General features: G+C 69.6%; 17 protein-coding genes. 11 read left to right on the top strand and 6 right to left on the bottom strand.

Features of this window, described 5'->3' with window-relative positions:
* The 3 genes from D187_RS20480 to D187_RS20490 form a co-directional block, all read right to left on the bottom strand.
* Entirely contained in the window at positions 1 to 603 is a 603-nt protein-coding gene (locus D187_RS20480; RefSeq protein WP_002626402.1) for a porin family protein, read from the bottom strand.
* Entirely contained in the window at positions 603 to 1,532 is a 930-nt protein-coding gene (locus tag D187_RS20485) for a hypothetical protein (protein WP_002626404.1), read from the bottom strand. Before D187_RS20485 ends, D187_RS20480 begins: the two co-directional genes overlap by 1 nt.
* A 167-nt stretch (positions 1,533 to 1,699) precedes the next feature.
* The gene (locus tag D187_RS20490; RefSeq protein ID WP_002626405.1) at positions 1,700 to 2,191 is read right to left on the bottom strand and encodes a YchJ family protein; all 492 of its coding nucleotides are present in this window, start codon (positions 2,189 to 2,191) and stop codon (positions 1,700 to 1,702) included.
* Positions 2,192 to 2,271: 80 nt separating this feature from the next.
* Here D187_RS20490 and D187_RS20495 point away from each other — a divergent pair, with 80 nt between their 5' ends.
* The 4 genes from D187_RS20495 to D187_RS20510 all read left to right on the top strand — a co-directional run bounded on the left by D187_RS20495 (position 2,272) and on the right by D187_RS20510 (position 5,762).
* A complete protein-coding gene (locus D187_RS20495) occupies positions 2,272 to 3,165 on the top strand; it encodes an undecaprenyl-diphosphate phosphatase (RefSeq protein ID WP_002626407.1) in 894 nt (297 codons plus the stop codon).
* A gap of 2 nt (positions 3,166 to 3,167) precedes the next feature.
* Positions 3,168 to 3,755 carry a CoA pyrophosphatase gene (locus D187_RS20500; protein ID WP_002626409.1) on the top strand — a complete coding sequence of 196 codons (588 nt, stop codon included), beginning with the start codon at positions 3,168 to 3,170 and terminating at the stop codon, positions 3,753 to 3,755.
* 259 nt (positions 3,756 to 4,014) lie between these two features.
* Positions 4,015 to 4,386 carry a response regulator gene (locus tag D187_RS20505; RefSeq protein ID WP_043430977.1) on the top strand — a complete coding sequence of 124 codons (372 nt, stop codon included), beginning with the start codon at positions 4,015 to 4,017 and terminating at the stop codon, positions 4,384 to 4,386.
* Between the two features lie 131 nt (positions 4,387 to 4,517).
* Positions 4,518 to 5,762, top strand: a complete 1,245-nt coding sequence (locus D187_RS20510; RefSeq protein WP_002626412.1) for a hypothetical protein — start codon at positions 4,518 to 4,520, stop codon at positions 5,760 to 5,762.
* Positions 5,763 to 5,784: 22 nt separating this feature from the next.
* On the opposite strand, the gene D187_RS20515 is transcribed toward D187_RS20510, so the two are convergent.
* Positions 5,785 to 7,362: a S1 family peptidase gene (locus D187_RS20515; protein WP_002626414.1), complete on the bottom strand. Its 1,578-nt coding sequence runs from the start codon at positions 7,360 to 7,362 to the stop codon at positions 5,785 to 5,787.
* Positions 7,363 to 7,531: 169 nt separating this feature from the next.
* On the opposite strand from D187_RS20515, the gene D187_RS20520 reads away from it, so the two are divergent.
* From D187_RS20520 to D187_RS20535, 4 genes are all read left to right on the top strand, one after another.
* A complete protein-coding gene (locus D187_RS20520; RefSeq protein WP_002626416.1) occupies positions 7,532 to 9,070 on the top strand; it encodes a glycosyl hydrolase family 18 protein in 1,539 nt (512 codons plus the stop codon).
* A gap of 96 nt (positions 9,071 to 9,166) precedes the next feature.
* Positions 9,167 to 11,038, top strand: a complete 1,872-nt coding sequence (locus tag D187_RS20525; protein ID WP_020918155.1) for a glycoside hydrolase family 30 protein — start codon at positions 9,167 to 9,169, stop codon at positions 11,036 to 11,038.
* A gap of 92 nt (positions 11,039 to 11,130) precedes the next feature.
* A complete protein-coding gene (locus tag D187_RS57125) occupies positions 11,131 to 12,606 on the top strand; it encodes a glycosyl hydrolase (protein ID WP_211241553.1) in 1,476 nt (491 codons plus the stop codon).
* Positions 12,607 to 12,725: 119 nt separating this feature from the next.
* Positions 12,726 to 16,574 (top strand): DEAD/DEAH box helicase, encoded by a 3,849-nt coding sequence (locus tag D187_RS20535; RefSeq protein WP_002626422.1) that lies wholly within the window; start codon positions 12,726 to 12,728, stop codon positions 16,572 to 16,574.
* A gap of 15 nt (positions 16,575 to 16,589) precedes the next feature.
* Here the strand turns inward: D187_RS20535 and D187_RS20540 are convergent, their stop codons facing one another.
* Together D187_RS20540 and D187_RS20545 are read right to left on the bottom strand one after the other, a co-directional pair.
* On the bottom strand, positions 16,590 to 17,519 hold the full coding sequence (locus tag D187_RS20540; protein ID WP_002626423.1) for a sterol desaturase family protein: 930 nt from the start codon (positions 17,517 to 17,519) through the stop codon (positions 16,590 to 16,592).
* Between the two features lie 111 nt (positions 17,520 to 17,630).
* Positions 17,631 to 18,842 carry a glycoside hydrolase family 19 protein gene (locus tag D187_RS20545; RefSeq protein WP_002626424.1) on the bottom strand — a complete coding sequence of 404 codons (1,212 nt, stop codon included), beginning with the start codon at positions 18,840 to 18,842 and terminating at the stop codon, positions 17,631 to 17,633.
* 322 nt (positions 18,843 to 19,164) lie between these two features.
* Between D187_RS20545 and D187_RS20550 the strand changes: the two genes are divergently transcribed.
* The 3 genes from D187_RS20550 (at position 19,165) to D187_RS20560 (ending at position 25,380) form a co-directional block, all read left to right on the top strand.
* Positions 19,165 to 19,902: a type 1 glutamine amidotransferase gene (locus D187_RS20550; RefSeq protein WP_002626426.1), complete on the top strand. Its 738-nt coding sequence runs from the start codon at positions 19,165 to 19,167 to the stop codon at positions 19,900 to 19,902.
* Positions 19,903 to 20,019: 117 nt separating this feature from the next.
* Complete coding sequence (locus D187_RS58785) at positions 20,020 to 23,169, top strand: serine/threonine-protein kinase (RefSeq protein ID WP_002626428.1); 3,150 nt, start codon at positions 20,020 to 20,022, stop codon at positions 23,167 to 23,169.
* Between the two features lie 159 nt (positions 23,170 to 23,328).
* Complete coding sequence (locus D187_RS20560; protein ID WP_002626432.1) at positions 23,329 to 25,380, top strand: hypothetical protein; 2,052 nt, start codon at positions 23,329 to 23,331, stop codon at positions 25,378 to 25,380.
* The last annotated feature ends 12 nt before the right edge of the window (positions 25,381 to 25,392 follow it).

Raw genomic sequence — 25,392 nt, forward strand, 5'->3', positions numbered from 1 at the left:
TCACAGCACCACCCCGAACGTCAGCGTGGGCAGTACCCCGAGCGACACCAGTCCCCGCTGGCGCTGCTCGAAGGTCACCACCAGGGGCACATCGAGCTGGGCGTGGATGCGCGGACTCACGCGCACGAGCAGGCCGGGGCCAACCATTGGCGAGGGGCTCACCCCGCGATCGGTGAAGGTGAAGCCCAGGTGGCCGGCGGCCTGCACGTCGAAGTGCAGCAGCGTCCCGGTGCCGACGAGCACCTTGCCGTAGCCGAGCGCCTGCCGCCAGCCGGCCGCGAGCAGCGCGACGGGGCGCTGGGCGTCGGGGACTAGGCCGGTGCGATCGAAGATCTCGGAGCCCGCGGCGCTGAGCGAGGAGAGGAACAGGGCGAGCTTGAGTTCCACGCCGCCCGTCTCCATCGGGTACCAGCTCCCGGACAGCAGCAGGCCCGGGTTGTTGTAGTAGTCGCCGCGCGCCAGGTAGCCCACACCTCCGGTGGCGAACACGTGGTCCTGCTTGAGCAGCAGCCGCCGCTCGACGCGCACGGGCGTGCCCTCGGCGCCGGGAATGGGCGAGGCGGGGTCCGCGGCGAGCAGGGCGAGGAGGAGTCCGGAGAGCATCAGCGAGGGCCCGTCAGGAAACAGCGGGGCGTGGCGTTCCAGGCCAGGAGTTCGCCCTCGGGAGTGGAGAAGAAGCGCTCGCAGTGCTCGCGGCACACCTCGAGCGTGAAGCGGACGGTCACCGGTTCGAGCCTCTGGTTGCGAGGGACCGGCTCCTGCTGGGGGACGGTCACCCGGAAGCGGGGCGGCTGGGCCGCGTTCACCGGGATGCTCTGGGGTCCGTAGACGAAGTTCGCCCCGTCCAGGCCGCTCGGGCGGGTGCACCCCTTGAATTCGCGCACCCAGGAGAGTTCCTGCGGGGTGAAGAGGGCAAAGCCCTCCGCGGAAGGCTGCTCGAGCTGGATGAAGGGCAACTGCGCCCGGGCCAGCTCCGCGAGTCTCGCCGTCAGGCGGGGATCCGAGCTGTAGGTCCAGGGCGCGCTCTGGGCGAACCGGGTGTTGCTCAGGACCTCCTGGGTCGTCAGGGCCCAGAGCTGAGGGGCGTTGCCGCCCCCGTTCTGCAAATTGATGAAGTCTTCCCTCAGGGACGACGGGAGCGGCAGCTCCACGTTGTTGAAGTAGAGCAACACCGGCTTGACCCGCCCCCGGCCGAAGAGCTCCTCCGCCTGTCTGACCTGAGCCGCGTATTCCCAATAGGGGTACGACCGCGAGTTGGGCTGAACACACCCCGGAGAGAGATCCCGGGGGGAGAACTCCATCCCCTCCCGGCCCGTGGGCAGCAGCGCGGCCCGCAGGGCCGCCCTCAGCTGCTCCTTGACGCGGGTGCACTCGGCGGCATTGGGAATGTGGAGGTCGAAGACGAGGCCGTAGACCACGGGGGTATCTTGCGCCTTCACCACCCGTTCACGGCTCAGGGTGCTGATCTCGGGCGGGTAGGGGTCCACGAAGTACGTCTCACAGCCGGCCAGCAGGGCGCCCAGCAGCGCCAACCCGCCGAGACTGCCTCTGCCCTGAGTGCGTGATGACCTCGACCGCGTCCGATTCACGTGAACGACCCGTCCCCCGCTTCGGCCCGCATGCGCGTGGTGGGTACCCTTTTACCCGAAGGGGGCTCGGGTCTGAAAGGGGGGGTGGTCTCCGTCCACCGGGCGGCTCCCTACTCCCCGGCCGGACCCGTGGACGCGGCGAAGGTGGCCAGGGTGAGGGACTCGGGGGGCGTGGGCAGGGACTGGGGGGCGCGGGCCTCTCCGCTCCGGTAGCGCCAGCCGGTGCCATCGTGGCGGAACTCCGAGCGCTCCACGAAGGAGCGATCCTTGCCGCTCTCGAAGACGCGCGCGTAGAAGAGCACCACCGACGTGCCGGACGGGTCGGTGAGCTGGCGATCCAACACGTGCAGCCGAGGGTACTTGAGGGTGCTGGCCTGGGCGCGCAGCTCGCGCACGAAGTCTTCCCGGGGCCGGGAGCGGTCCGGGTGGTCGGGGTGCAGGGTCCGCCAGAGGTAGTCCAGCTCGCGCAGGGCGAAGGCGCTGTAGCGCGAGCGCATGAGGGCCTCGGCGTCGGGGGCTTCCGCGGCGCCACGGTGGTAGCGGGCGCAGCACGCGGTGTAGCGCAGGCCCGAGGTGCAGGGGCAGGGAGGAGTGGGGGGCATGGGGTGTTTCCGGAAGACAGGTCCGACGTGAAGGACCTTGCTGCCCTGGAGGCTAGCGCATACATGCACTTCCCTCCTCTATGAGTCTCTTCCAAGCCATCGTTCTCGGACTGGTCCAGGGGTTGACCGAGTTCCTGCCCATCAGCTCCACCGCGCACCTGCGCATCGTCCCGGAGCTGTTCGGCTGGCCGGATCCGGGCGCGGCGTACTCGGCCGTCATCCAACTGGGCACCGTGGCGGCCGTGCTCATCTACTTCCGCCGGGACCTGGTCACGCTCACCCAGGCCTTCTTCCAGGGGCTCGTGCGGCGCCAGCCCATGGCCACCGCCAACTCGCGCCTCGCCTGGTTCGTGCTCGTGGGCACGCTGCCCATCGGCGTGTGCGGCCTGCTCTTCAAGAAGAGCATCGAGACATCGCTGCGCTCGCTCTACATCATCTCCGCGAGCCTCATCCTGCTCGCCCTCATCCTCTTCATCGTGGAGCGCCTGGCCTCGCACCAGCGCACCTTGGAGCAGATGACCTGGCGCGACGGCATCATCGTGGGGCTGTGGCAGGCGCTCGCCCTCATTCCGGGCTCCTCGCGCTCGGGCACCACCATCACCGGAGCCCTGTCCCTGGGGCTGCGACGCGAGGACGCGGCGCGCTACTCCTTCCTCCTGTCCATTCCCGCCACCTCGCTCGCGGGCCTCTTCGAGCTCAAGCACCTCCTGGAGGCCACCGAACGTCCCTCGACGCTGGCGCTGGTGGTGGGCACGCTGGTGGCCTTCGGCTCGGGATGGGCCGCCATCGCGTGGCTGTTGAGCTACCTGCGTCGGCGCTCCACGCTCGTCTTCATCGTCTACCGCGTGGCGCTCGGCTGCCTGCTGCTCGTGCTGTTGCAGCGGGGCGTGCTGCACCCCCAGTCCGGGTTGGAGAACACGGACACCCCCTCCAGGCCCCTCAAGGTCCCCGTGGAGAAACAACTGACGGAGTAGTCGTGCACCCTCTCTTCGACGCGCTCGAGAACCAGCTCTCCACCCGGCCGCCCCAGGCGTTGCGCGTGCCGGGGCTCGTGCTGCGCGAGGCGGCGGTGCTGGTGCCCCTGCTGCTGCGCGACGGGGTGCCCCAGGTGCTTTTCACCAAGCGTCCCACCACGCTGCGCCACCACGCCGGCCAGTACTCCTTTCCCGGTGGCTCGCGCGACGCCGTGGACCCCACGCCCCTGCAGACGGCGCTGCGCGAGACGCGCGAGGAGCTCGGCATCGACGTGACGGGGGTGCGCGTGCTCGGCGCCCTGGACGAAGTGCCCACCCTGGGCGGCTCGGGCTTTCGCATCCAGCCCTTCGTGGGCGTGCTTCCCCAGGGCCTGGAGTACAAGCCCAACCCCGCGGAAGTGGAGTTCATCGTCGAGGTGCCCCTGGCGCACCTGATGGAGCCCACCACCCACCGCACCGAGCCCCACTTCTCCCGGGGCGTGGCGTACGAGGTGGATTTCTACACCTACGAGAGCCACGTCATCTGGGGCGCCACCGGCCGCATCCTGCGTCACCTGCTGAGCCTCACCCGTGCGTTGTCCCCGCCGTGAGGTGCTTCCAGGGCTTTAGAAATTACAGGCCGGCACCGCATGCGCCGGTGCGGGTGCATGGCCCGAGACGTTCCAGGTCGCACGTCCGTTGTCGCTATTGCTCGCACCCGGCTTCTTCGTGGATGGTTCGGGCTCGCCGCGCGTCGTCTCCGACTTGTCTCCCGAGCGCTCGTTCATCCGTGGCACGGTGTGCCCCGGAACGAGGAACCCGCATGGGGGTGGGGCGGAGGGGAGCGCGCCGGTGTGGTTCGGAGCCCGTATGGCCAGGATTCTCATCGTCGATGACGAAGTTCATGTGGTGGGCGCCCTCCGCAGACTGCTGCGGCGCGAGGGCTTCTCCATCGAGGTCGCGCTCGGGGGCGAGGAGGCCATCGAGAAGCTGGCCACGTTTCCCGCGGACGTCGTCATCTCCGACTTCCGCATGCGGGGGATGAACGGCCTGGAGCTGCTCGGTCAGGTGTTGCGCATGGCGCCCTCGACCGTGCGGGTGCTCATCTCCGGCCACGCGGACCTGTCTTCCGGTGGACCCGAGGCCGGGGTCATCTCCCACTTCATCAGCAAGCCGTGGGATGATGACCGCCTCATCGCCGATGTCCGGGCCCTGCTGGGCGCGCAGAGCCCGGCCTCCTGACGGATGGGAGGGCGCATGCCCTCCTGGTTGCCCTCCAGGCGTCGCCACGGGGCGGTGCCGGGCGGACGCGGGTGGATGGAACTGGCGGACCCGGACTGTTGGGACGGGGAATTGTCGAGAGGATTTCCGGCATGCATCTGGCCTTTCCCCGCGATGTGACTGCCCGCGAGAGCGGTGCCCTGGACGTCGCGGACGAGGTGCTCGGTCCCCAGGCCCTGGCCTGCTACGGAGAGCTGCTGCGGGTGTTGCGTTCTCCGCGCTGGAAGTGGCGGCTGCGCGTGCGGGTGGACCTGCTGCGCGGGGCACTGGCGCTGGAGCCCGCCGTGAGCGAGTGGCTCGCCCGGGGCGCTCCGGGGGCCCACCGGCGCCTGCTCGCGCGGCGCGAGCGGCTGGAGCGCGTGGCCCGTGCGCGGCTCGCCCGCCTCTCGCACCAGGAGGGCGCGTCGCTCGCCGAGGTGTGGGGGCACCTGGAGCGGCTGATGTCCGAGCCGCTGCCCCGGCCTCCGGGGGACGACGAGCCGGTGTTGTTCGAGGGCGCGCAGGGGTTGCGGCACTTCCTCGCGTGGCCGGGCGCGTGGGGGTTCGCGCTGCTCGTGCTCACCCACCAGCATCTCCTCGGGCGGCGGGCCAGCGTGGTGCCGGTGCTCGTCCTGGGCGGGGCGCTCCTGGCCGTCTACTTCCTGCGCTACACGGGGCGCTTCTGGCTCACCGCGAAGCGGCTCGTGTGGCAGCCGCGCCTGGGCGAGCCGGTGCAGGTGTCGCTCGCGTCCATCGCCCCGGAGGGCATCACCGCCCTGGCGGCCTGGGGCGAGGTGCGCGTCGAGGGCGAGCGCCGGGTCACCGTGCGCCACGCGGGGGCCGCGGGACGCCTGGCCGCGCTGCTCGAGCTGCACCGCCGCGCGCCCTTCCTCGGGCGGGTGGACGGCACGCCGCGGGTGCGGGACGTGTCCGTGGTGCCCGCCTGGCGTGTGCCCGAGGGCGCCGCGCCGGGCTCGCGCACGGAGCCGGGCGTGGCGGTGCTGCGGCCCGGTTATGCCGCGTTCCTCCCGGCGCACCGCGCCGCCGACATGTTCCGGGGCCTGACGGCTCCGCTCGGCGCGAAGCCGGAGGCGGACGCCGCCGAGGTGGACGTCACGGTGGAGCTGCTGGTGGAGCAGTTGCGGCTGTTGCCCGAGGCGGACTTCGACGCGTACCTGCGCCAGGCGGTGTTCGCCCAGGGCGGCGAGCTGTGGTTCGCCGACGAGGTGCGGCCCGGAGAGGCCGCGAGCGCCGGCCACGTGTGTCTGGTGGGCGCCCGCGGCGTGGGGATGCAGTTGCGGCCGGACTCCGTCCAGGCCGAGGCCACGCACCGCATCGTGCGTCAGTGGGCGGCGTGACCTCGGACCGGGACGACCGGGACTAGCGGAAGTCCCACTTCTGGTTCGACGTGCCGGTGCAGTTGTAGATGCTCAGCTTGGCGCCGTCGTTGGCGTTGAAGCCCTCGATGTCCACGCACTTGTTGGCGAGGTAGCTGACCAGGTCACCCGCGGGGCTCAGCGTGAAGTCCTGGGCGCGGTTGCCGTTGCAGTTGGCCAGCTGGATGCGGGTGCCGTCGGCCGTGGAGGCCCCGGCCACGTCCATGCACTTGCCACCAATCGTCAGCCGGGCGCCGTCCCAGGTGAACTTCTGGGCGTTGGTGCCATTGCAGGTCCACATCTGCAGCTGGACGCCGTCGGAGAAGTTGCTGTTGGGCACGTCGATGCACTTGCCGTTCATCCGCGAGACGAACGACTTGGCGCCGCCGGTGCCGCCGCCGCTCGTGAGGAGCGTGAGGCCGAACTTGCTGAGGATGGGGTTGATGGGCTGGAAGAACGTCTGGGGAGCGCTGCTGTCGCAGCCGCCCGCGATGCCCGAGGTCACGCCCTGCGCCTGGTTGCCGGAGAGCACCGAGCCACCCGAGTCACCGGGATTGGCGCATGCACTGGTCTTGGACAGGCCATAGACGGGGCCATCGGAGTAGTTGACGGTGATGTTCGTGGCCTGGAGCGTTCCACACCGCCAGCCCGTGGTGTTGCCGGAGCGACAGATGGACGCGCCGATGCCGGCCTGGTTGGAGCCCTGGACCAGGACGTTGCCGTTGTTGTGGTTGTACACCCAGGGCTGCGGCGTCCACGATCCGTTGGTGCCCACCCACCCCATGTCACTGCCGGGCCAGACGGAGCCCCGGACGCTGCCCATGGACTGCCAGTTGAAGCCGAGCGCGGGGGTGCCCGCCCCGCCGCAGTGTCCCGCGGTGACGAAGCCGCCCACCACGGAGAAGCCCACCGAGCAGGCGCCGTAGGAGCCACCGGCCCCGGTGCCGAAGAAGTAGACCTCGCCGCCGCGCACGTCGTACGCCGGGCGCGGGGCCTGGGCGGAGTGCTCCACGCGGATCGCCCCGTCCTTCGCGCCGCTGCTCAGGGAGACGAACGACTGGGCGCGCGACGCCATCAGGCTCGTGGCGTTCTCCGCCTGCACGACGACGCTGTTGGTGGCGACGTCCACGTACCAGGAGTAGACGGAGTCGGGCGCGTTGTGGGCGTTGCGGTTCAGCTCCTCCATGATCTCGTCCAGCCGCGCCTTGCTGTGCTTGACGAGCCGGGGCTCGGCTCCGGCGCGGCGAACGCGCGCGGCGCTGGCCTCATCGGTGACGCCGACGATGAGCCCGGTGCCCTCCTCGTTCAACCAGGCGCCGCCGAAGCGCTCTCCGAGCTGCTCGCGCAGGCCCCGCTCCAGGGAGGGGGCCTTCGCCTCGAAGTCCAGCCGGCGCAGCAACTGCTCCTCGGTGCCCGGCAGGTCCCGGCGCATCGCGTTGAGCATGTCCTGCGACACCTCCGGCGAGGTCACGCTCTTGCCGGGGGACGCGGCCTCGGCAGTCGCTGGCAAGGCATTCACGGTGGCGATGGTGGCGAACAACGCCGTCGCGGTGGAGAGCGCATTGAGCTTCGTATTCTTCATGTCTGTCTTTCTTTACAGGTGAAGACGCCTCCGGCCGCGTGGTTTCAGCGGCGAAGGGCGAGGGGCAGGGACTGCGATTGACTATGGAACAAGAGTCTCGGGGTTAGCAAGGAAAACTAACCAGGACGGAAAAGTTCCTAATACCCAGATTTCGAGAGGTGCTTGCCGGATGCCGTCAGTCGAAACGTTTCGATTGATTGACCCGAAAAAAAGCAACTTTCTCTCCATTCCCCCGAAAACAGGGAGGCAGGAAATCCCGAAGAAAGCAGAGGAGTCCTCCTTGTCCTACATCCCTTACCCCTTGCGTAGATTGACCGTGGGTGCCGTCCTCTCCACCGTGGTTGCGTGCTCCGGGGCGCCGGACGCACTCTCCGAGCAGCCCCTGGACACCCAGGAGCAGGCCGCGCTCACCACCCGGGTCGTCGGCTACTTCCCCACCTGGAATGGCAACGTCAATGACATCCAGTACGGCAATCTCACGCACATCAACTACTCCTTCCTGCTTCCCACCGCGCAGGGCGGGCTCACGGGGTTGAGCAGCGGGGACACCCGGCTCAAGTCCCTGGTCCAGACGGCGCACTCGCGGGGCGTCAAGGTGCTCATCGCGGTGGGCGGCTGGAATGACGGAAACGATTCTGGCTTCGAGCAGCTGGCCGCCAATGCCTCGACCCGGACGGCCTTCGTCAACAACCTGGTCAACTTCGTGAACCAGGCCGGGCTGGATGGCGTTGATATCGATTGGGAGTACCCGGATCCGGGCAACTCGGCCACGAACTACGGCCTGCTGATGCGGGAGTTGTCCAGCGCGATGCACAGCCGCGGCAAGCTGCTCACCGCGGCGGTCGTGGCCAACGGGTACACGGGTGGGGGCATCCCCACGGCGACCTTCGCCGACGTGGACTTCCTCAACATCATGGCCTACGACGGCGGCTACCCGCACTCCACGTATAACTATGCCGTCCAGTCCCTGGATTACTGGCTCAACCGCGGCCTGCCCAAGGACAAGGCGGTGCTCGGCGTGCCGTTCTACGGCCGCTCGCAGACCGCGTACGTGGGCTATGCCGCGCTGGTGGCCCAGGACTCCCAGGCGCCCTACAAGGACAACGTGGGCGCCGTCTATTACAACGGCATCGCCACCATCCAGTCGAAGTCCAAGCTGGCGCTCCAGCGGGGCGGCGGCGTGATGATCTGGGACATCTCCGATGACGCCAAGGGCAGCGCCTCGCTGCTGACCGCCATTGCCCAGGCGGTGGGGGGCACCACGCCCCCGCCGACCACGGGCAACCTGCTGGACAACCCCAGCTTCGAGTCGGGCCTGACGGGCTGGAACTCCGAGTGGCACAGCTCGGCGCTGGCGCACAAGGTGGACACCGACTTCCCCTACGCGGGCGCCTCCAAGCTCACGCACTACGCGTCGACGGCCTATCAGCAGGTGTCGGGCCAGTCGAAGGCCGTGGCCAATGGCACCTACCGCGCCAGCGTGTGGGCCCGCTCCAGCGGTGGCCAGAAGGCGCTGCGCCTGTATGCGAAGAACTACGGCGGGGCCGAGCTGACGGCGGAGATCGGCTCCGGCGCCGTCTCGGGCTATACGCAGTACACCATCAGCAACATTCCCGTCACCAACGGCAGCATCGAGGTGGGTGTCTACAGCGACGCGAATGCGGGGAACTGGTCGGCCTTCGACCAGTTCGAGCTCGTCAAGCAGTGAGCCTCCGCGGTTCCCGGTGCCTCGCCGAGGCACCGGGTGCCGTCCCGTCGCTCGAGAAAGAACCAAGACATGGCATTGCTCACCTCATGGAAGTGCTTGACGACGTCCGCCCTGGCCTTCGGGGCGCTCGCGATGGGAACGGCCGCCTCGGCCGCGCCCTCCGCGCAGGTCATCTGGAGTTCGGAGAAGAACCCGGGCGATGGCGCCTGGTTCAACGGTCCCCTGTCCATTCCCTACGCGCTGAGCCCGCAGGCGAACATCGCCCTGACGAGCCCGACCACCACCTCGGCCACCACGCTGGCGGTGGATCCCTCGGTGCAGTACCAGACGATGCTGGGCATCGGCACGTCGCTGGAGGAGTCGACGGTCTTCAACCTCTCGCGCATGTCGCTGGCGAAGCGCACGGAGGTCCTGAAGAAGCTGCTCGATCCGGCCACCGGCGCGGGCATGAACCTGCTGCGCATCACCTTCGGCACGTCTGACTTCACCGGCCGCCAGTTCTACACCTACGACGACCGGCCCGCCGGGCAGACCGACCCGAGCCTGACGTACTTCTCCATCCAGAAGGACATCGACTACAACATCGTCTCCACCATCAAGCAGGCGCTGGCGGTCAACCCGAACCTGAAGATCTTCGCGAGCCCGTGGAGCCCGCCCGCCTGGATGAAGGACAACGGCAGCCTCATCGGCGGCAAGCTGCTGTCCCAGTACATCCCGACCCTGGCGACGTACTACCGCAGGGCCATCCAGGCCTACCAGGCGCAGGGCATCCCCATCTACGCGCTGACCGTGCAGAACGAGCCCCTGTACCAGGCGCCGGACTATCCCAGCGCCTCGGTGGATTCGACCCAGGCGCGCCAGCTCATCGTCGCCCTGAAGAACGAGCTGAACGCGAACGGCTTGAGCACCCGCATCTGGGCGTTCGACCACAACTTCGATTCGGCGCTGGCCTATGTGACGCCCACCCTGAACGATGCCGCCGGCAACGCGGCGACGGACGGCGTGGCGTTCCACGACTACGCGGGCGACCCGAGCAGCATGACCCAGGTGCGCAACGCCTGGCCCAACAAGAACATCATGATGACCGAGCGCTCGGTCTGGGGCACGAGCGGCGCGGACCGGATGGCGCAGTACTTCCGCAACTGGGCCGCGGGCTACAACGGCTGGGTGACGATGCTGGACAGCAACATCCAGCCGGAGAAGTGGACCGGGACGCCCGGCCCCACCATGCTCATCCAGAGCGCGTCCTCCTACGACAACTACTGGGCCCTTCCCGAGGTCTACCTGATCGGCCAGTACTCCAAGTACGTGAAGGCGGGCGCCAAACGCATCTCCAGCAGCTACGGCTCGGCCAGCACGGTGACGAACGTGTCCTTCCTCAACCCGGACAACACCATCGTCTCCGTGGTCATCAACCAGACGGCCTCCAGCCAGCGCTTCAAGCTCGCGTCCGAGGGCTGGGAGCTGCTCGCCACGTTGCCGGCGAAGACCGTGGGCACCTACGTGTGGGCGCGTGAGAACGCCCCCACGGCGACGAACCTGCTCGCCAACCCCGGCTTCGAGGCGGATGGCACCCTGTCGAGCTGGAACTCCGAGTGGCACAGCGCCGAGCTGGCGCACAAGGTGGACACGGACTACCCGTACACGGGCAACTACAAGCTCACGCACTACTCGGCGGCCGCCTACCAGCAGATCTCCGGCCAGACGAAGGCCGTGGCCAACGGCACCTACCGGGCCAGCGTGTGGGCCCGCTCCAGCGGCGGCCAGCGCGCGCTGCGCCTGTACGCCAAGGGCTACGGTGGGGCCGAGCTGACGGCGGAGATCGGCTCCGGCGCCGTCGCGGGCTATACGCAGTACATCATCAACGGCATCCCGGTCACCAACGGCAACATCGAGGTGGGCGTCTACAGCGACGCCAACGCGCAGAACTGGGCGGCCTTCGACCAGTTCGAGCTCGTCAAGCAGTAGGCCACGAGAGGCCCCCGGTGGCGGTGCGTCCTTCCGCCACCCGGGGGCCTCGTGCATTTCAAGGGTTTGATCCAGTGAACATGGGATTCGATATGACTTTTCGTCGCAACCGGCCTGTACTGGCCACGCTGCTTGTCTCGTTCCTCGCGGGCTGTGGTGCTGAAGAGCCTTCCTCGGGAGCCCCCCAGGTGGGTCACGAGGAGACGGCGCTCGCCGCGTCGCTGCTCACGGTGAACCTCCAGACGTGGTCGGGCCACTACCTCGTCGCCGACAAGGGGGGAGGCGCGGCGCTCCAGGCCTACAGCACCTGGGCGAAGGAATGGGAGACCTTCACGCTCTCGGACCTCAATGGGGGCACGCTCCAGAGCGGGGACCTGGTGACCCTCCGGGGGGTGAATGGACAGTGGGTCTCGGCGGACAAGGGCGGTGGCGGCGCCGTCTACGTCAATGCCCCGCATGAGCTGGGCTGGGAGCAGTTCCGCGTCGTCAAGCTCAACGGGACGGGCACCGTCGCCTCGGGAGACAAGATCGCCCTCCAGACGAGCATCGGCGGCCAGTACGTCTCCGCCATCAATGCCGGAGGGGGTGATGTGCTCGCCAACGCCCCCGCGGCCAAGGAATGGGAGACCCTGACGTTCTTCATCGCCGGGACGGGCACGCCCACCACTCCCAAGCAGCGGGTGCTCAACTACATCCAGAGCATCTCCGGCTCGAAGACGATCGCCGGCCAGCACAACCGCGAGCCGAACTGGGATCCGGCGAAGTGGACCAACACCATCCACGGCACCACGGGCCGCTGGCCGGGTCTGTGGAGCGGGGACTTCCTCTACCAGCAGGAGAACATCGACTCGCGCTGGACGATGATCAACGAGGCGAAGAACCAGTTCAACGCGGGCGCGATCGTGCAGCTCATGTGGCACTCCTGCCCGCCGACGCAGGGCGAGGCCTGCGGCTGGGATGGTGGCGTCAAGAGCAGGCTGAGCGACAGCCAGTGGAACGAGCTCCTCACCGACGGCTCCAACCTCAACAAGATCTGGAAGACGCGGGTGGACAGGCTCGTGCCCTTCCTGCAGGACCTGAAGAACAATGGCGTGCCCGTGCTCTTCCGCCCGTATCACGAGATGAACCAGGGCGTGTTCTGGTGGGGAGGCCGCACGGGTCCGCAGGGCACGCGCCGCCTGTACCAGATGCTGCACGACTACCTGACCAAGACGAAGGGCATCGACAACCTCATCTGGGTCTGGGACGTGCAGGACCTGAGCTGGAACTTCAACGACTACAACCCGGGTGACGCCTACTGGGACATCGCGGCCCTCGACTTCTACAACGGCGACGGCTTCACGAAGGCCAAGTACGACGCCATGCTGGCCGTGGCGGGCAACAAGCCCATCGCCATTGGCGAGTGCGACCGCCTGCCGACCTCGGCCGAGCTGAGCAGCCAGCCGCGCTGGGTCTTCTTCATGGGCTGGTCGGAGCTCGTCTATGAGAAGAACTCGACCACGGCGATCCAGAACGTCTACTGGGCGGGCAACGTCCTGACGCGCGAGGAACTCCCGGCCTGGCGGTAGTCAAGCGCTCCCGGGTGTAAGAGGAGGGGTCTCGCCCGCTCGCCGGGGTGGCCGGGGCGCGGCCCCTCCTGTCGGAATGGGCAGCCGGGCTCCGGCCACGCGGTTAGAGTCCGCCGCCCATGTCGTTGTCCACGTTGCTGACCGCCGACTCCCTCCGCGCGGCCTCGGGAAGTGCCTTCCTCTCCGGTGAGGCGTCCTGGCGCGAGGGGCGGGTCCTCTCCTGTGCCCTCGAGAACGATGCCCTCGAGGGGCTCGTCCGGGGACGGGAGACGTACCGCGTCCGGCTCACGGCCTCGGGGGGCGCGCTCGTGTCCCGCTGCGCGTGCCCGGTACGTGACGCGGTCTGCGAACATGCCATCGCCCTCGGGCTGTCCTTTCTCTCCCAGGGCCCTGTCCCGGCCGAGCCGCCCGAGGGGCCCTTCGCGACGCGCGCGGACCTGGAGCGCTGGGCGGACGCACACCACGTCCGGCACGCGCTCGCGGTCTCCGTGTCCGTGCTCGTGGCGGAGCTGCCCCTCAACGAGGCGCGGCGCAATGGACTCCAGCACGCTCTCAATGGGCTCGCCCTGCGCGACGTGGGCTCGCGCGAAGGGGCCCAGCGCTACGTGGGCGCGCGCGGCGCTGGCCTGGAGACGGCCATCACCGAGGCGGCGTGGGCCTACCTGCGCCAGGAAGCGGACTCGGTGCGGCAGGCGCTCTCCGAGGAGTCGGCCCGGGGCGGCTCGCACGCGGATGCCGTGCTCGCGCCGTTGTGGACGCGCCTGCTCGAGGTGCGCCGCTCGCTTCGGGCCCTGGCCTTTCCCCGCTCCCGCGAGCGCCGGGCCTCGGCGACCTGGGGCTTCGACGCGGCGACGTGCGCGCTCACCTGGAAGGAGCGGGACCGCGTCGTCCGCTCCGGGCCGGATTACGGCACCATCGGCGTCTCCACCCGGTTGTCGTTTCCCGGAGGCGGCGAGGGCCGCGTGGAGTGCACCTGCGCGGCCCGGCAACGGGGCTGTGCCCACGCGCTCGCGCTCGTCGATACCGTGCTCGACGTCCTGGCCGAGCCCGCCCGCGCCCCCGAGGCGCGGAGGATCGCCGAGGAGCTCCTCCGGCCGGGCTGGGCCCGCGCGTTGAAGGACCTCGAGCTGCTCGAGACGGAGGCGGCCAGGCCCCGCGCGGGAGTCGAGGTGTGGTGGTGCATCGAGCATGAGCTGGGCGCGCTGACGGTGTCGCCCCTGGTGAAGAAGCAGACGCGCAAGGGCACCTGGAGCACCGGCGCGCGGATGACCGCGGCCCGGCTGATCGAGGAGCATCGCGAGCTGCTCTCCGAGGTGGATCTCCGGGTCGCCGAGCACCTGGCCTCCTGGGCTCCGGCGTCGCGCGCGGCTGGGACCTACCCCTCGCGGGCCTTCCTCGCGCTCGTCGGTCATCCGCGGGTCGCGCTCGAGCTTCGTCCCGACGAGCCGCTCGAGCTGAAGCGGGTGCGGCTCGGCTTCACCGCGCTCTCCGCCGCGGACCACATCCGCCTGGAGCCCTCCCTCGAAGGCGAGCGTCTCAACCCCAAGATGCTGGGGACGCTCCTGCGTGCGTTCACTCCGGGCGAGCCGCTGTTCCTCGCCGAGGCGGAGCGGGGCCGGTTCCTGCTCATCGACGTGAACGAGGAGGCGCGGCAGCTCTGGAACGTGCTCGAGAAGCACGGGGACCAGTTTCCCCCCGAGAGCCATGAGCAACTGCTCGAGCGGCTGTCTCGTCTGGAGACACGGCTCCCCCTCGTCGTCCCGCCCTCGCTCAAGGGGCGCGAGTACCCGACGGACATGGTCCCCGTCGTCCGCCTGCGCCTGCTGCCCGACGTGTCCCTCGAGATGGAGCTGCTCGTGCGGCCCGGTCCGGGCGCGCCGCTGTACCCTCCCGGCGTGGGCCCGCGCGATGTGCTGCTCTCGCGTCATGGGGAGCGCGGCTATGTGCGCCGCCACCTGATGTCCGAGGAGGAGCGTGCCCGCGCGGCGCTCGTCTCCCTTCCCCTCGAGGACGCGGAGGAGGGGCCGCCGTTCCGCTTCCGGCTCGGGGACACGGAGTCGGCGTTGCGGCTCGTCGCCGCGTTGCAGCGGCCCCCGGAGGGGCTCGAGGTCGAGTGGCTCGACGAGCGGCCCGTCATCACCTCCTCCACGGGCCCGGAAGCCCTGAAGGTGCAGGTCGAGCGCAAGAAGGATTGGTTTGGGCTCTCGGGCAACCTGAAGGTGGAGGCGGGGAGGATCGAACTCGCGGTGCTCCTGGACGCGGCCCGGCGGCAGAAGCGCTTCGTGCGGGTGGATGCCAACCGGTGGGTGGAACTCAGCGACACCCTGCGGCACCGATTGCAGGCGGTGGCGGATCACGCCTTCCTCGGGAAGAACCGGGTGGAGTTGTCTCCCGGTGCGGTTCCCGCCATCAGCGCGCTGTTCGACGCGGGCGCCGAGGTCGAGGCCGCGCCCGCGTGGCGGCTGTTGACGGAGCGCCTCGCCGCGTCGCTGTCGCTCAAGCCGAAGCCTCCCGCCTCGCTGGGAACCACGCTGCGCGACTACCAGGTGGAGGGGCATGCGTGGCTCAGCCGGGTGGCGGCCTGGGGCGCGGGCGCGTGCCTCGCGGATGACATGGGCCTGGGCAAGACGGTGCAGGCGCTCGCGATGCTGTTGGATCGCTCGCGGCTCGGTCCCGCCCTCGTCCTCGCGCCCACCTCGGTGGCCTTCAACTGGGTGCAGGAGCTCCAGCGCTTCGCGCCGGGTCTGCGCCCCGTGCTCTACGCCGAGCAGGCGGATCGCGTGAAGTGCCTGGCGAAGCTCAAGAAGAACGACGTGCTCATCGTGAGCTATGGCCTGCTGGTGCGCGACGCGGCGAGTCTCGGCGCGGTGCAGTTCGCCACGCTCGTGGTCGACGAGGCGCAGGCGTTGAAGAACCCGAGCACCCGGCGGGCCCGCGCCGCGCGGCAGTTGAACGCGGGCTTCCGCATTGCCTTGTCGGGCACGCCCCTGGAGAACCACCTGGGTGAGCTGTGGAGCCTCTTCGCCATCGTCTTCCCGGGCCTGCTCGGCAGTTGGGAGCAGTTCCGCGAGCGCTTCGCCGGGCCCATCGAGCGGGGCAAGGATCCCGAGGCGAACGCGGCCCTCTCGCGGGTGATCCGTCCCTTCCTGCTGCGGCGCACCAAGAGCGAGGTGGCGCGGGAGCTGCCGTCGCGCACGGAGATCCAGCTGCCCGTGGCGCTCTCCGAGGAGGAATGGACGCTGTACGAGGACGCCCGGCTCGCGGCGGTGGCGGAGGTGAGCACGCAGGGCAAGGGCATTCGCGACGAGCAGCAGCGCTTCCAGGTGCTCGCGGCGCTCACGCGGCTGCGGCTGCTCGCCTCGCATCCGCGGCTCTACGACGGGCAGTCGAGTGTCTCCTCCTCCAAGATGCGGCGGCTGCTCGAGCTGCTGGAGGAGCTGCGCAGCGAGGGCCACCGGGCGCTGGTGTTCAGCCAGTTCACCTCGCACCTGGAGCTCGTCCGCGAGGAATTGGAGCGCGCGGGGTTCACCTACCAGTACCTGGATGGGTCGACCCCCGCGGCGGCGCGGGCGAAGCGGATCCAGGCGTTCCAGGACGGGGAGGGCGAGCTGTTCCTGATCTCCCTCAAGGCGGGCGGCACGGGCATCAACCTCACCGCCGCCGACTACGTCATCCACCTGGAGCCCTGGTGGAACCCGGCGGTCGAGGATCAGGCGACGGATCGCGCCCACCGCATCGGGCAGACGCGGCCGGTGACGGTGTACCGGCTGGTCGCCCGCGGCACCATCGAGGAGCAGATCCTCTCGCTCCACTCGGACAAGCGGGCGCTCGTGGCGGGGGTGCTCGAGGGCACGAACGTCGCGGCCCGGTTGACCACGAAGGATCTCCTCGCGCTGCTGGAGGGGAGCGACGCTCCTCGTGACCGGGACGACGACGAGGAAGAGCCGCCCGCCCGGACGATGCACTGACGCCCCCGCCGGGGTTCAGGGCAGGGCGGCTTCGTAGACCGGAGCCGGTGCTGCTTCGGCCGGCTTCTCGCCCGCGGCCTTGCGGCGCATGTCCTCGGTGGTCTCGCTGTTGCCATCCGGCCGCCAGCCCGGCGGAGAGATGATGTAGCCCCACACCTCACGCGGGCTCCGGGCGCTCATCACATCGCGGAAGAACGGGCCGAACTGGTGGAAGACGATCTTCAAGGGGTTGTTCGTCGTCAGCGGGTGCACCAGGCCGTAGCGGCAGGGCAGGTCGTCGCGCTCGGGGATGTACGTGCCGAAGAGGCGATCGAAGAGCATGAGCACGCCCCCGTAGTTGGCATCCAGGTAGTCGAGGTTGGCCGCGTGGTGGACGCGATGAGCCGACGGGGTGTTGAAGATGCCCTCGAGGAAGCCCAGCTTGGGCGCCCAGTCCGCGTGGATCCAGAACTGGTAGCTCAGGTTCAGCGCGTAGCCGGCGAGGATGGTCTCGGGGGTGAAGCCGAGGAGGGCCAGCGGCGAGAAGATGGCGTAGGCGCCGGTGATCTGCGACGTCCACGCGAGCCGGCCCGCGGCCACGAGGTTGATCTCGTTGGTCGAGTGGTGCACCGCGTGCGACAGCCAGAACCACCGCACGCGATGCCCCAGCCGGTGGTACCAGTAGTAGAGGAACTCGATGCCGAAGAAGAGGGCCACCCAGGACGCCACGCCATGCTCCGAGGCGTTGAAGATCCGGTGCTCGTAGAGCCAGGTCGCACCGGGCAGGGTGATGGCGATGGGAATGAGCCGGGTGAAGCTCCGCCCCACGATGACCGCGAGCGTCGCCAGGGCGGAGCGCCAGCCATAATCACGTTTGAAGACAAACTTGTAGGCCAGCACTTCCAACAAGGTGGCGCCCAGGCTCAGGACGGCGAGGACGCGGGACACAGAAGCGAGGTTGTTCATGGGATGCCTGGGAGGGGGGCGGACAGCGGGTGTTTCATAGCACCGCCCCCCAGTCGTCTCCAGGGCCCTTGACGCACCTCGTCAGGAAGTGTCCTGGCGAGGCGAGGGGGCTCAGCAGCCGGTGTTGCCGCCGGGGTCCACGCCGAGCTTGCTCGCGAAGTTCAGGTAGTTGTTCACGCGGCTCTGCACCTGGCCGGGGTTGCGGCCGTAGCACTCGACGGAGCCGTTGATGCTCATGATGGTCTGGCCGAAGCCGTAGCCGTTGACGATGGAGTCATGCGCCGGCCTGGAGCCCGCGCCCGCCTGGGTCATCCAGAACCAGAAGCCGGTGCGCCAGGCGATGGTGGCATCGCGCGCGACCCGGTCGGGGTCGTTCATGAGGTCCACGCCGAGCGCGTTGCCCGCGGCGCAGTAGTTGCCGTTCCACGACAACTGGATGGGGCCACGGCCGTAGTACCACTTGCCCGGGGCGCAGCCGCAGCCCGGCGGGCCCCAGCTGGTGTCGCACATGACGCTCTTGTTGATCTCCTCGACGTACACGAGGCCACCGGTCTCGTGGGCGACGTTGGCGAGGAAGGCGGCCACCTCGCGCTTGCGTGCGGTGGTGTCACCCGTGGTGGCGAAGCCGGGGAAGGTGTTCGCCGCGGCCACCAGGGCCGAGTAGGTGTAGAAGGGGCCGCGGCCGGGGAACATCGAGTTGAACGTGGCCTCGCTCAGGATGGCGGCGATGCCCGTGCCCGTGGGAGGCGGGTTGGTGCCCCCGTCGACCTTGTCGAAGGTGTAGAGCTGGTTGGCGGCGCCGGTGTACGGGTACTGGACGTACTGCGTGCCGTTGTTCGCCGAGCCCCAATACAGATCGAGCGCCATGTCCGTGTGACGCACGTGGATGCTGAACTGGTTGTTGCCCCGGCCCACGAACTTGAACTGCTGGTTGCCGCCGCCCACGTAGCTCCACTGGTGGATCGGGGCGTTCTGCGCGTAGCTCACCTCCTTGATGTCGAGCCCCTTGTTGCTGTTGACGTTGATGATCTTGAAATAGCCATCCGACGTCGGGGAGATGTGGAACTTCTGCGCGTTTGTGAAATTGCAGTCATACTGTTGCACCGCGGCGCCATCCGCGGTGCTGGCATCCGCCACGTCGATGCACTTGTTGGTCATGGCGGACCGGATGAAGTAATCCCCCTCGGTGATGTTGGAGACGATGGCGGCGCTCTCGAGTTGTGAGAGGTTTTCGGCGGGCGCGACCTCGTCCGCCGTGCAGCCGCTCAATCCACCGAGAACTCCCAACAGCGCCATGCCGCGATACGTGAGCTTCCGATCCATTTCCTGCTCCTTGTCTGGGCGGGACGCACCTCGCGGACACCCGACGTGTCTGGATCCGCGTGCCTGCGTCGTGATGACAAACTAAAGCATGAGATGGAATAACCCGCCAGATTAGCGCTGAGCTGAAAACGTTGAAAATCCGTGGGAAGTAGTGGATTGACCCGAAATCCACGCCCACGCTCTCTGTTGGATTTGGGCCCGTGTGCGTCCTGGCCGACGGGCATCTCGTGCCGGCCCATGCGCTGCCTGCTCTCACTGCTCGTCATGTTGCTGGGTGTCGTGCCCCGCCTCGCGGCCGCCCAGAGCGGTTATCCTTCCTCTCATGTCCGATTCCCTCTCCACTCCCAGGCCCCGCGCGATCCTCTTCCAGCACGACCTCCCGGTGAGCGCGGGGGCGCTCGAGGGGGCGCTCGTGCGGGCCGGTTTCACCCTCGAGACGCGCTTTCGCGAGGTCCGGCCGGGAGACGCCGACGCGGACCTCGTGGTCGTCCTGGGCGGCTACATGGGCGTCTACGAGGCCGACCAACACCCGTACCTTCACGAGGAGCTCGCCCTGATGGAGGGGCGACTGGCGCGGCGCCGTCCCTGTCTGGGCATCTGCCTGGGGGCCCAGATGCTCGCGGCCGTCTCCGGCGCTCGCGTCTACCCGGACCCCAAGGGCATGGTCCTGGGCGTGGAGCCCATCCACGTCACGCCCGCGGGCCACGCGCACCCCGTCTTCTCCGGGGCTCCGGCGTCCTTTCCCGTCGTCCAGTGGCACGGCGATACGTTCGACACCGTGCGCGGCGCGGAGGCTCTCGCCGCCTCGGAGCGCCAGCCCCAGGAAGCCTTCCTCCTGTCCAACTCGGTGGGCTTCCTGTTCCACCCGGAGGTCGTGCCTCCCATGCTGGAGTCCTGGGTGCGCGCCTTGCCCGAATCCCTCTCGCGCTCGGGCCGGCGGCTCGAGGACGTGCTCACGGAGGACCTCCCCCGGCTCGAGGCGGCACGCACCGAGATCGACGGGCTCCTGGAGCGCACGGCCCGCTTCCTCGCGCACGAGGTGAGCATCCGGACGCGCTAGCACCCACCGTGCGGGTGGAGTGGGAACCTCCGCGAGAGACGCCCGTCTTCCGGGGGTTACTGGGTAGCCAAGACTCCGGAGGTCAGGGGATGATGGGGGGTGCACGGAGGAGGCGGAATGGCTCACGGCGTCATCGACAGCATCTGCCCCGAGGAGCCCCTCGTGCGAGAAGTCGCCTCGGGACGTTTCCCGGAGGCGGAGGTCGCGCGGTTGTTCGCGCACGCGGAGAACTGTCCCGCCTGTGGCCGGCTGCTGATGCGCTCCGGCGGTTTCGAGGCGACGGGGGAGGTGCCCACGCACGTGGTGCCGCCTCCCGCGACCCCGTCGATCCCCGCGCCCGAGGAGGTGCTCCCGCGCGGCGCGACGGTGGGCCGTTACATGGTGTTGGAGAAGCTGGGCGCTGGCGGCATGGGCGTGGTGTACGCGGCGTATGACCCGGAGCTCAACCGCCGGCTGGCCCTCAAGCTGCTGCATGCCGGGTCGGATCAGGTGGAGCGCAGCGGCGGACAGGCCCGGCTGCTGCGCGAGGCGCAGGCCCTGGCGCGGCTGTCCCATCCCAACGTCACCTCCATCTATGACGTGGGGACGTGGGAGGAGCGCGTCTTCATCGCCATGGAGCTGGTGGAGGGGCCGTCGCTGCGCGACTGGCTCAAGCAGGGGCCGAGGCCCTGGCGCGAGGTGGTGGAGGTCTTCATCGCCGCGGGCCGGGGACTGGCGGCCGCGCACGCCGCGGGCCTCGTGCACCGCGACTTCAAGCCAGACAACGTGCTGCTGGGCAAGGAGGGGCGGGTGCGCGTGCTGGACTTCGGGCTGGCCCGGCAGGTCTCCGCCTCCACTCCGGCGGAGGCAGTCTCGCCGCCGCCCGTGGACGTCCCCTGGTCCGAGCTCGGCCAGTCGCCCTTGAACACGCCCCTGACGCGCGCGGGGCTCGTCATCGGCACCCTGGCCTACATGGCGCCGGAGTCGTACGAGGGCATCTTCGACGCGCGCGCGGACCAGTTCAGCTACTGCGTGACGCTCTACGAGTTGCTCTATGGCGAGCGGCCCCAGGGCAAGTCGCCGGGCCCTCCCTCGACCTGGCGCACGCCGGAGCCTCCCCGCGACGCGCGGGTCCCCGCCAACGTGCGGCGCATCGTCCTGCGGGGGCTCGCGCTCGAGCCCGAGCAGCGCTGGCCGTCCATGGACGCTCTGCTCGGGGCGCTCGGCGACACCCTGCCGCGCAGACAGCGCCAGTGGCTCGCGGTGGGAGGACTGCTGGCGCTCTCGCTCGGCGTCGGGCTGCCGCTGCAATTGCGGAGCACGGCCGAGCCGCCGTGCCAGGGCGGTGCCCGGCGCCTGGAGGGGTTGTGGGACGGGGCGCGCAAGGCGGCGCTCGGCCAGGCCTTCCAGGCGACCGGCAAACCCAACGCGGAGGAGTCCTGGACCCGCACCGCGCAGGTGTTGGACACCTACGCGGGCGATTGGGCGGCCATGCATGTCGAGGCGTGCGAGGCCACGCGCGTGCGGGGGGCGCAGTCCGACGCGGTGCTCTCGCTGCGCATGGCCTGTCTGGAGCGGCGGTTGCAGTCGCTGCGCGCCCTCACCGACGTCTATGCCCATCCGGACGCCGCGCTGGTGGACCAGGCGGCCAAGGCGGCCAGCGCCCTGCCCCTCATCGCGGGGTGCGCGAACGTGGAGGCGCTCCAGGCGCCCGTGCTCCCGCCGGAGGACGCGGCCACACGCCAGACGGTCGAGCGGCTCGAGGTGCGTCTGGCCGAGGCCCGGGCCCTCTTCGACAGTGGCCAGTTCAAGCCGGCCCTGGAGCGCACCCGGACGCTCGCCGATGACGCCCTGGCCCTGCGCTACCGCCCCCTGCAGGCCGAGGTGCTCGAGCTGCGCGGCGCCCTGGAGGAGAAGGCCGGGGACGTGGTGGCCTCGGAGTCCTCGCTCCGGCAGGCGGTGTGGGCCGCGGAGGCGGGCCGCCACGATGAGGTGATCGCCTCGGCTTCGGCCCGGTTGGTGCGCTCGGCGATGCTCCAGGCGCACTTCGATCAGGGCCGCGAGTGGGCCGAGCACTCTCGCGCCGTGCTGGAGCGCATGGGCGGGGACGCGCGCATCGAGGCCTTCGTCACCAACGCGCTGGGCGCCATCCTCATGCGCGAGGACAAGACGGCCGACGCGCTGGAGAACTTCCGCCAGGTGGTGGCGCTGCGCCAGAAGGTCTACTCCACCGAGCATCCGGAGGTGGCGGCGGCCTACAACAACCTCGGGGCGGCGTTCACCAAGGCCGGACGGTTTCCCGAGGCGCGCGAGGCGCTGTCGCACGCGCAGCAGCTCTACTCGAAGACGCTGGGGCCGCATCACCTGGAGACGGGCAATGCGTTGCACAACCTGGGCATCCTCGCGCAGAAGACCGCCGATGAAGAGGCGGCCGTGGGCTATTTCCAAGGAGCCCTGGAGGCACGCGAGGTGGGCTCTCAGCGCGAGACGCTCGACGTGGCCATGACCCATGCCACCCTGGGCGCGAGCTACTGCCACCTGCGCGACCACGCGCGGTGCCTGTCCGCCAACGAGCGCGCCCTGGACATCCGCCGCAAGATCCTCGGTCCCGAGCACACGGATGTGGCCACCAGCCTGGTGGATGTCGCGGGAGCCCTCCATGCCCTGGGCCGCCTGGACGAGGCATTGGAGTACTACCAGCGGGCACTGCGGATCGCGGAGGCGGCCGAGGAGCCGGTGCCCTACCAGCTCATCAATCCCCTGAGCGGCATCGGCGAGGTGTTGCTCACGCAGGGCAAGCGCGCGGAGTCGCTGTCCTACCTCCAGCGGGCGCTGGCGCTGGCGGAGAAGAACGAGGCCGATGAGATCTGGGCGCTCTCCACCGTGGTGGAGGATCTGGGCGACTGGTACCTGAAGGGGGGCCAGCACCGCCAGGCGTTGCAGTACTACCAGCGGGCGCTGGCCCTGGATGAGAAGCGGCTGTCCGCGCGCCACCCAGCACTCTTCGGACCGCTGATGGGCGTGGCGGAGTGTCAGCTCGCGCTCCACGCGCCCGCCGCGGCCCGCGCCGCGCTGGAGCGGGCCCTGACGCTCGAGCCGCTCTCCCGCGTCTCCGCCAGCTCCCTGGCCCATGCCCGTTTCCTGCTGGCCCGGGCCCTCTGGGAGGGCGGTGACGCGGCCCAGGCCCGCCAATGGGCCCTGCAAGCCCAGAAGGCGCTCCTCCAGGAGCACAAGGACTCCGAGGCCTCCCAGGTGACGGCCTGGCTGAACGCACACGCCGAGCGCTGAGCCGGGCATGGATGGCGCTCAAACCAGACACCGCCCTTCTCTCCACGGATGAGAAAAAGAGCGCTTCATTCCCTCTGATTTCTTAGGAGCAGGAAAAGACAGACTCCTGCTGAAATCCAGACGATCGCGCCGTATCATGGACGACGGAGGAGCTGCCCCATGTCCATTCGGATCAACCCGAACACCGTCTCTACCCCTCGAACGCTCTTGGAGCAGAAGCCCTCGGGCGTCTCCACGCCTCCCGCCGGGGTGCAAGGACCGTCGGCCTCCGTTCCAGCCAACGGGGTGCGGAGCTCGGGCTTCCAGACGAAGACCGAGGCCGTGAATCTCCAGGGGACCTCGAGCGCGTGGACCCAGGACAGCGTGCAGCGCCAGCTCGCGGTGAGCTCGACCTACACCCGGCTCATGGAGGACGCGGTGACGGCGCGGGCGCTCAACGCCCTGCGGGTCCGGGACGGCGCGGCCCTGGCCGCCCTGGGCAGCCTGCTGACGAGCGGCAAGTTCTCGCTGTGGCCGGACAAGCAGGCCGCCCTCGAGAAGCTGCAGCAGACCCAGCCGGAGCTCTTCACCCAGCTCGTCACCCTCGCGCAGCAGCTCGGCTCCAGCGCCCCGCTGCCGGTGGTCTCCACCCCGGACGTCGCGGCGACGCAGGCCGCCAACGCCCTCACCACGGCACGCAATGCCTACACACACGCGCGCGACGTGGTGTCCGTGTTGGATCAACAGCTGGCCGCCGGCCTGGATGCGCTCGGCCCCGCGCTCACGGGCGCGCAGAAGCAGGCCTACATCGAGGCCTTCCGCGCCGCGCACCAGGCGGACTACGACCGCGCGCTCCAGACGGAGGCCACGCTCGCCGCCTCGCTGCTCAATCCCGAGCTGGACAAGATGCTCGGCCGGGATCTCCACCTCGCCTATGCGTCGGCGGAGGCGGCCCAGGCCCTGGCCGGCGGCGCGCACTCGGTGGACGTGCTCCAGTGGGCGGCGCGTGTGCTGAACGAGGCCAACGTCGCCCAGGACATGTTCGAGCAGACCCAGACGGGGGTGTCCATTCCCGGCTGGAAGGGGACGAGCGAGCTGCACGCGCCGGTCGACTTCGCGGAACTCCAGCGCCTGGCGCTGGGCGGTGCGGCCGGGGAGCTGCTGGCCCAGGCCAACGGCGATCCCCAGGCGGCCCTGGCGAACTTCTCGGCGCTCGCGTCGGCCGTGGGCGGAGATCCCGCGAAGACCAACGAGCTGCTCTCCGCGCTCAACAAGGCCTCGGCGGGCGACTACTCGGGCCTCTCGCAGCTGCTCAACTCGGCGGATCCGTTCACCCAGGGTCTGGGCACGGCCGCGGCGGTGTTCGCCGGACTCAACGCCCGCAACGCCACCCAGCAGGCCGCGTATGGGAAGTTCCTCAAGGACCTGGCCGCCACTCCGGCCGGAGCGAAGGTGCTGGGCGATGCGCTCCACTCCCTGGCCGGGGCGAGCCTCGCCGCGGCGGAGGGCTCGGCCGTGCCCGCGCAGATCGCGCCGACCCTGAGCGCGTTGACCACCGCGCTCGACAGCGGCACGCAGACCCTGGATCTCTTCAGCGCGTCCTCCTTCGACGATGGCGCGCAGCAGGCGTTGACGGACTTGAGCGCCCTGGCCGACAGCGGCGCGCCGGCCGCGGCACCGCAGCCGGAGACGCTCACCGAGAGCATCACCGACCTCATCACCGACCTGGGCGAGGAGCTCACCGAGCTCAAGAGCAGTCAGTCGGCCGAGGAGGAGAAGCGGACGGAGCGCGAGGAGAAGAGCCGCGACGACGAGGTCCGCCAGAAGGAGGCCCGCGAGGAGGAGACCCGGGAGCTGCTCGAGAAGGTGGGCGTGGAGCGCAACCTGGCGAAGACGCTCGCCAAGGGAGTGGAGCTGCCCAAGGCGCTGAGCAAGAAGGTGGGCCTGACGCCCGCGCAGATCGCGTCGCTCGCCGTCTCTCACCCCGAGGTGTTCGCGTCGGCCCGGGCCGCCCAGCATGCCGTCGAGTTCGCCCAGGCGTGCGGCATGCGGGGGGACAACGTGCGCAAGTTCTTCGATGCCCTCGCGCAGGACTCCGCCAACTACCTCCAGAAGCTCTCCCAGGAGGGCGCGGCGCTGAAGGAGAAGGACGCGGAGATGCGCGCGCTCGTCGAGCGCTCGTTCCCGAAGGCCCGGGCGCTCCTGCGCGAAGCCGAGCGGGCCGCCGCCTGAGCCACCCGAGCG

It is taken from the genome of Cystobacter fuscus DSM 2262 (genome assembly GCF_000335475.2).
Lineage (GTDB): Bacteria > Myxococcota > Myxococcia > Myxococcales > Myxococcaceae > Cystobacter > Cystobacter fuscus.

Excerpts from the sequence above, each read along its gene's own strand:
- D187_RS20480 (WP_002626402.1), bottom strand. The coding sequence starts at position 603 with ATGCTCTCCGGACTCCTCCTCGCCCTGCTCGCCGCGGACCCCGCCTCG.
- D187_RS20490 (WP_002626405.1), bottom strand. The coding sequence starts at position 2,191 with ATGCCCCCCACTCCTCCCTGCCCCTGCACCTCGGGCCTGCGCTACACC.
- D187_RS20495 (WP_002626407.1), top strand. The coding sequence starts at position 2,272 with ATGAGTCTCTTCCAAGCCATCGTTCTCGGACTGGTCCAGGGGTTGACC.
- D187_RS20505 (WP_043430977.1), top strand. The coding sequence starts at position 4,015 with ATGGCCAGGATTCTCATCGTCGATGACGAAGTTCATGTGGTGGGCGCC.
- D187_RS20510 (WP_002626412.1), top strand. The coding sequence starts at position 4,518 with ATGCATCTGGCCTTTCCCCGCGATGTGACTGCCCGCGAGAGCGGTGCC.
- D187_RS20515 (WP_002626414.1), bottom strand. The coding sequence starts at position 7,362 with ATGAAGAATACGAAGCTCAATGCGCTCTCCACCGCGACGGCGTTGTTC.
- D187_RS20520 (WP_002626416.1), top strand. The coding sequence starts at position 7,532 with ATGCCGTCAGTCGAAACGTTTCGATTGATTGACCCGAAAAAAAGCAAC.
- D187_RS57125 (WP_211241553.1), top strand. The coding sequence starts at position 11,131 with ATGACTTTTCGTCGCAACCGGCCTGTACTGGCCACGCTGCTTGTCTCG.
- D187_RS20535 (WP_002626422.1), top strand. The coding sequence starts at position 12,726 with ATGTCGTTGTCCACGTTGCTGACCGCCGACTCCCTCCGCGCGGCCTCG.
- D187_RS20540 (WP_002626423.1), bottom strand. The coding sequence starts at position 17,519 with ATGAACAACCTCGCTTCTGTGTCCCGCGTCCTCGCCGTCCTGAGCCTG.
- D187_RS20545 (WP_002626424.1), bottom strand. The coding sequence starts at position 18,842 with ATGGATCGGAAGCTCACGTATCGCGGCATGGCGCTGTTGGGAGTTCTC.
- D187_RS20550 (WP_002626426.1), top strand. The coding sequence starts at position 19,165 with ATGTCCGATTCCCTCTCCACTCCCAGGCCCCGCGCGATCCTCTTCCAG.
- D187_RS58785 (WP_002626428.1), top strand. The coding sequence starts at position 20,020 with ATGGCTCACGGCGTCATCGACAGCATCTGCCCCGAGGAGCCCCTCGTG.
- D187_RS20560 (WP_002626432.1), top strand. The coding sequence starts at position 23,329 with ATGTCCATTCGGATCAACCCGAACACCGTCTCTACCCCTCGAACGCTC.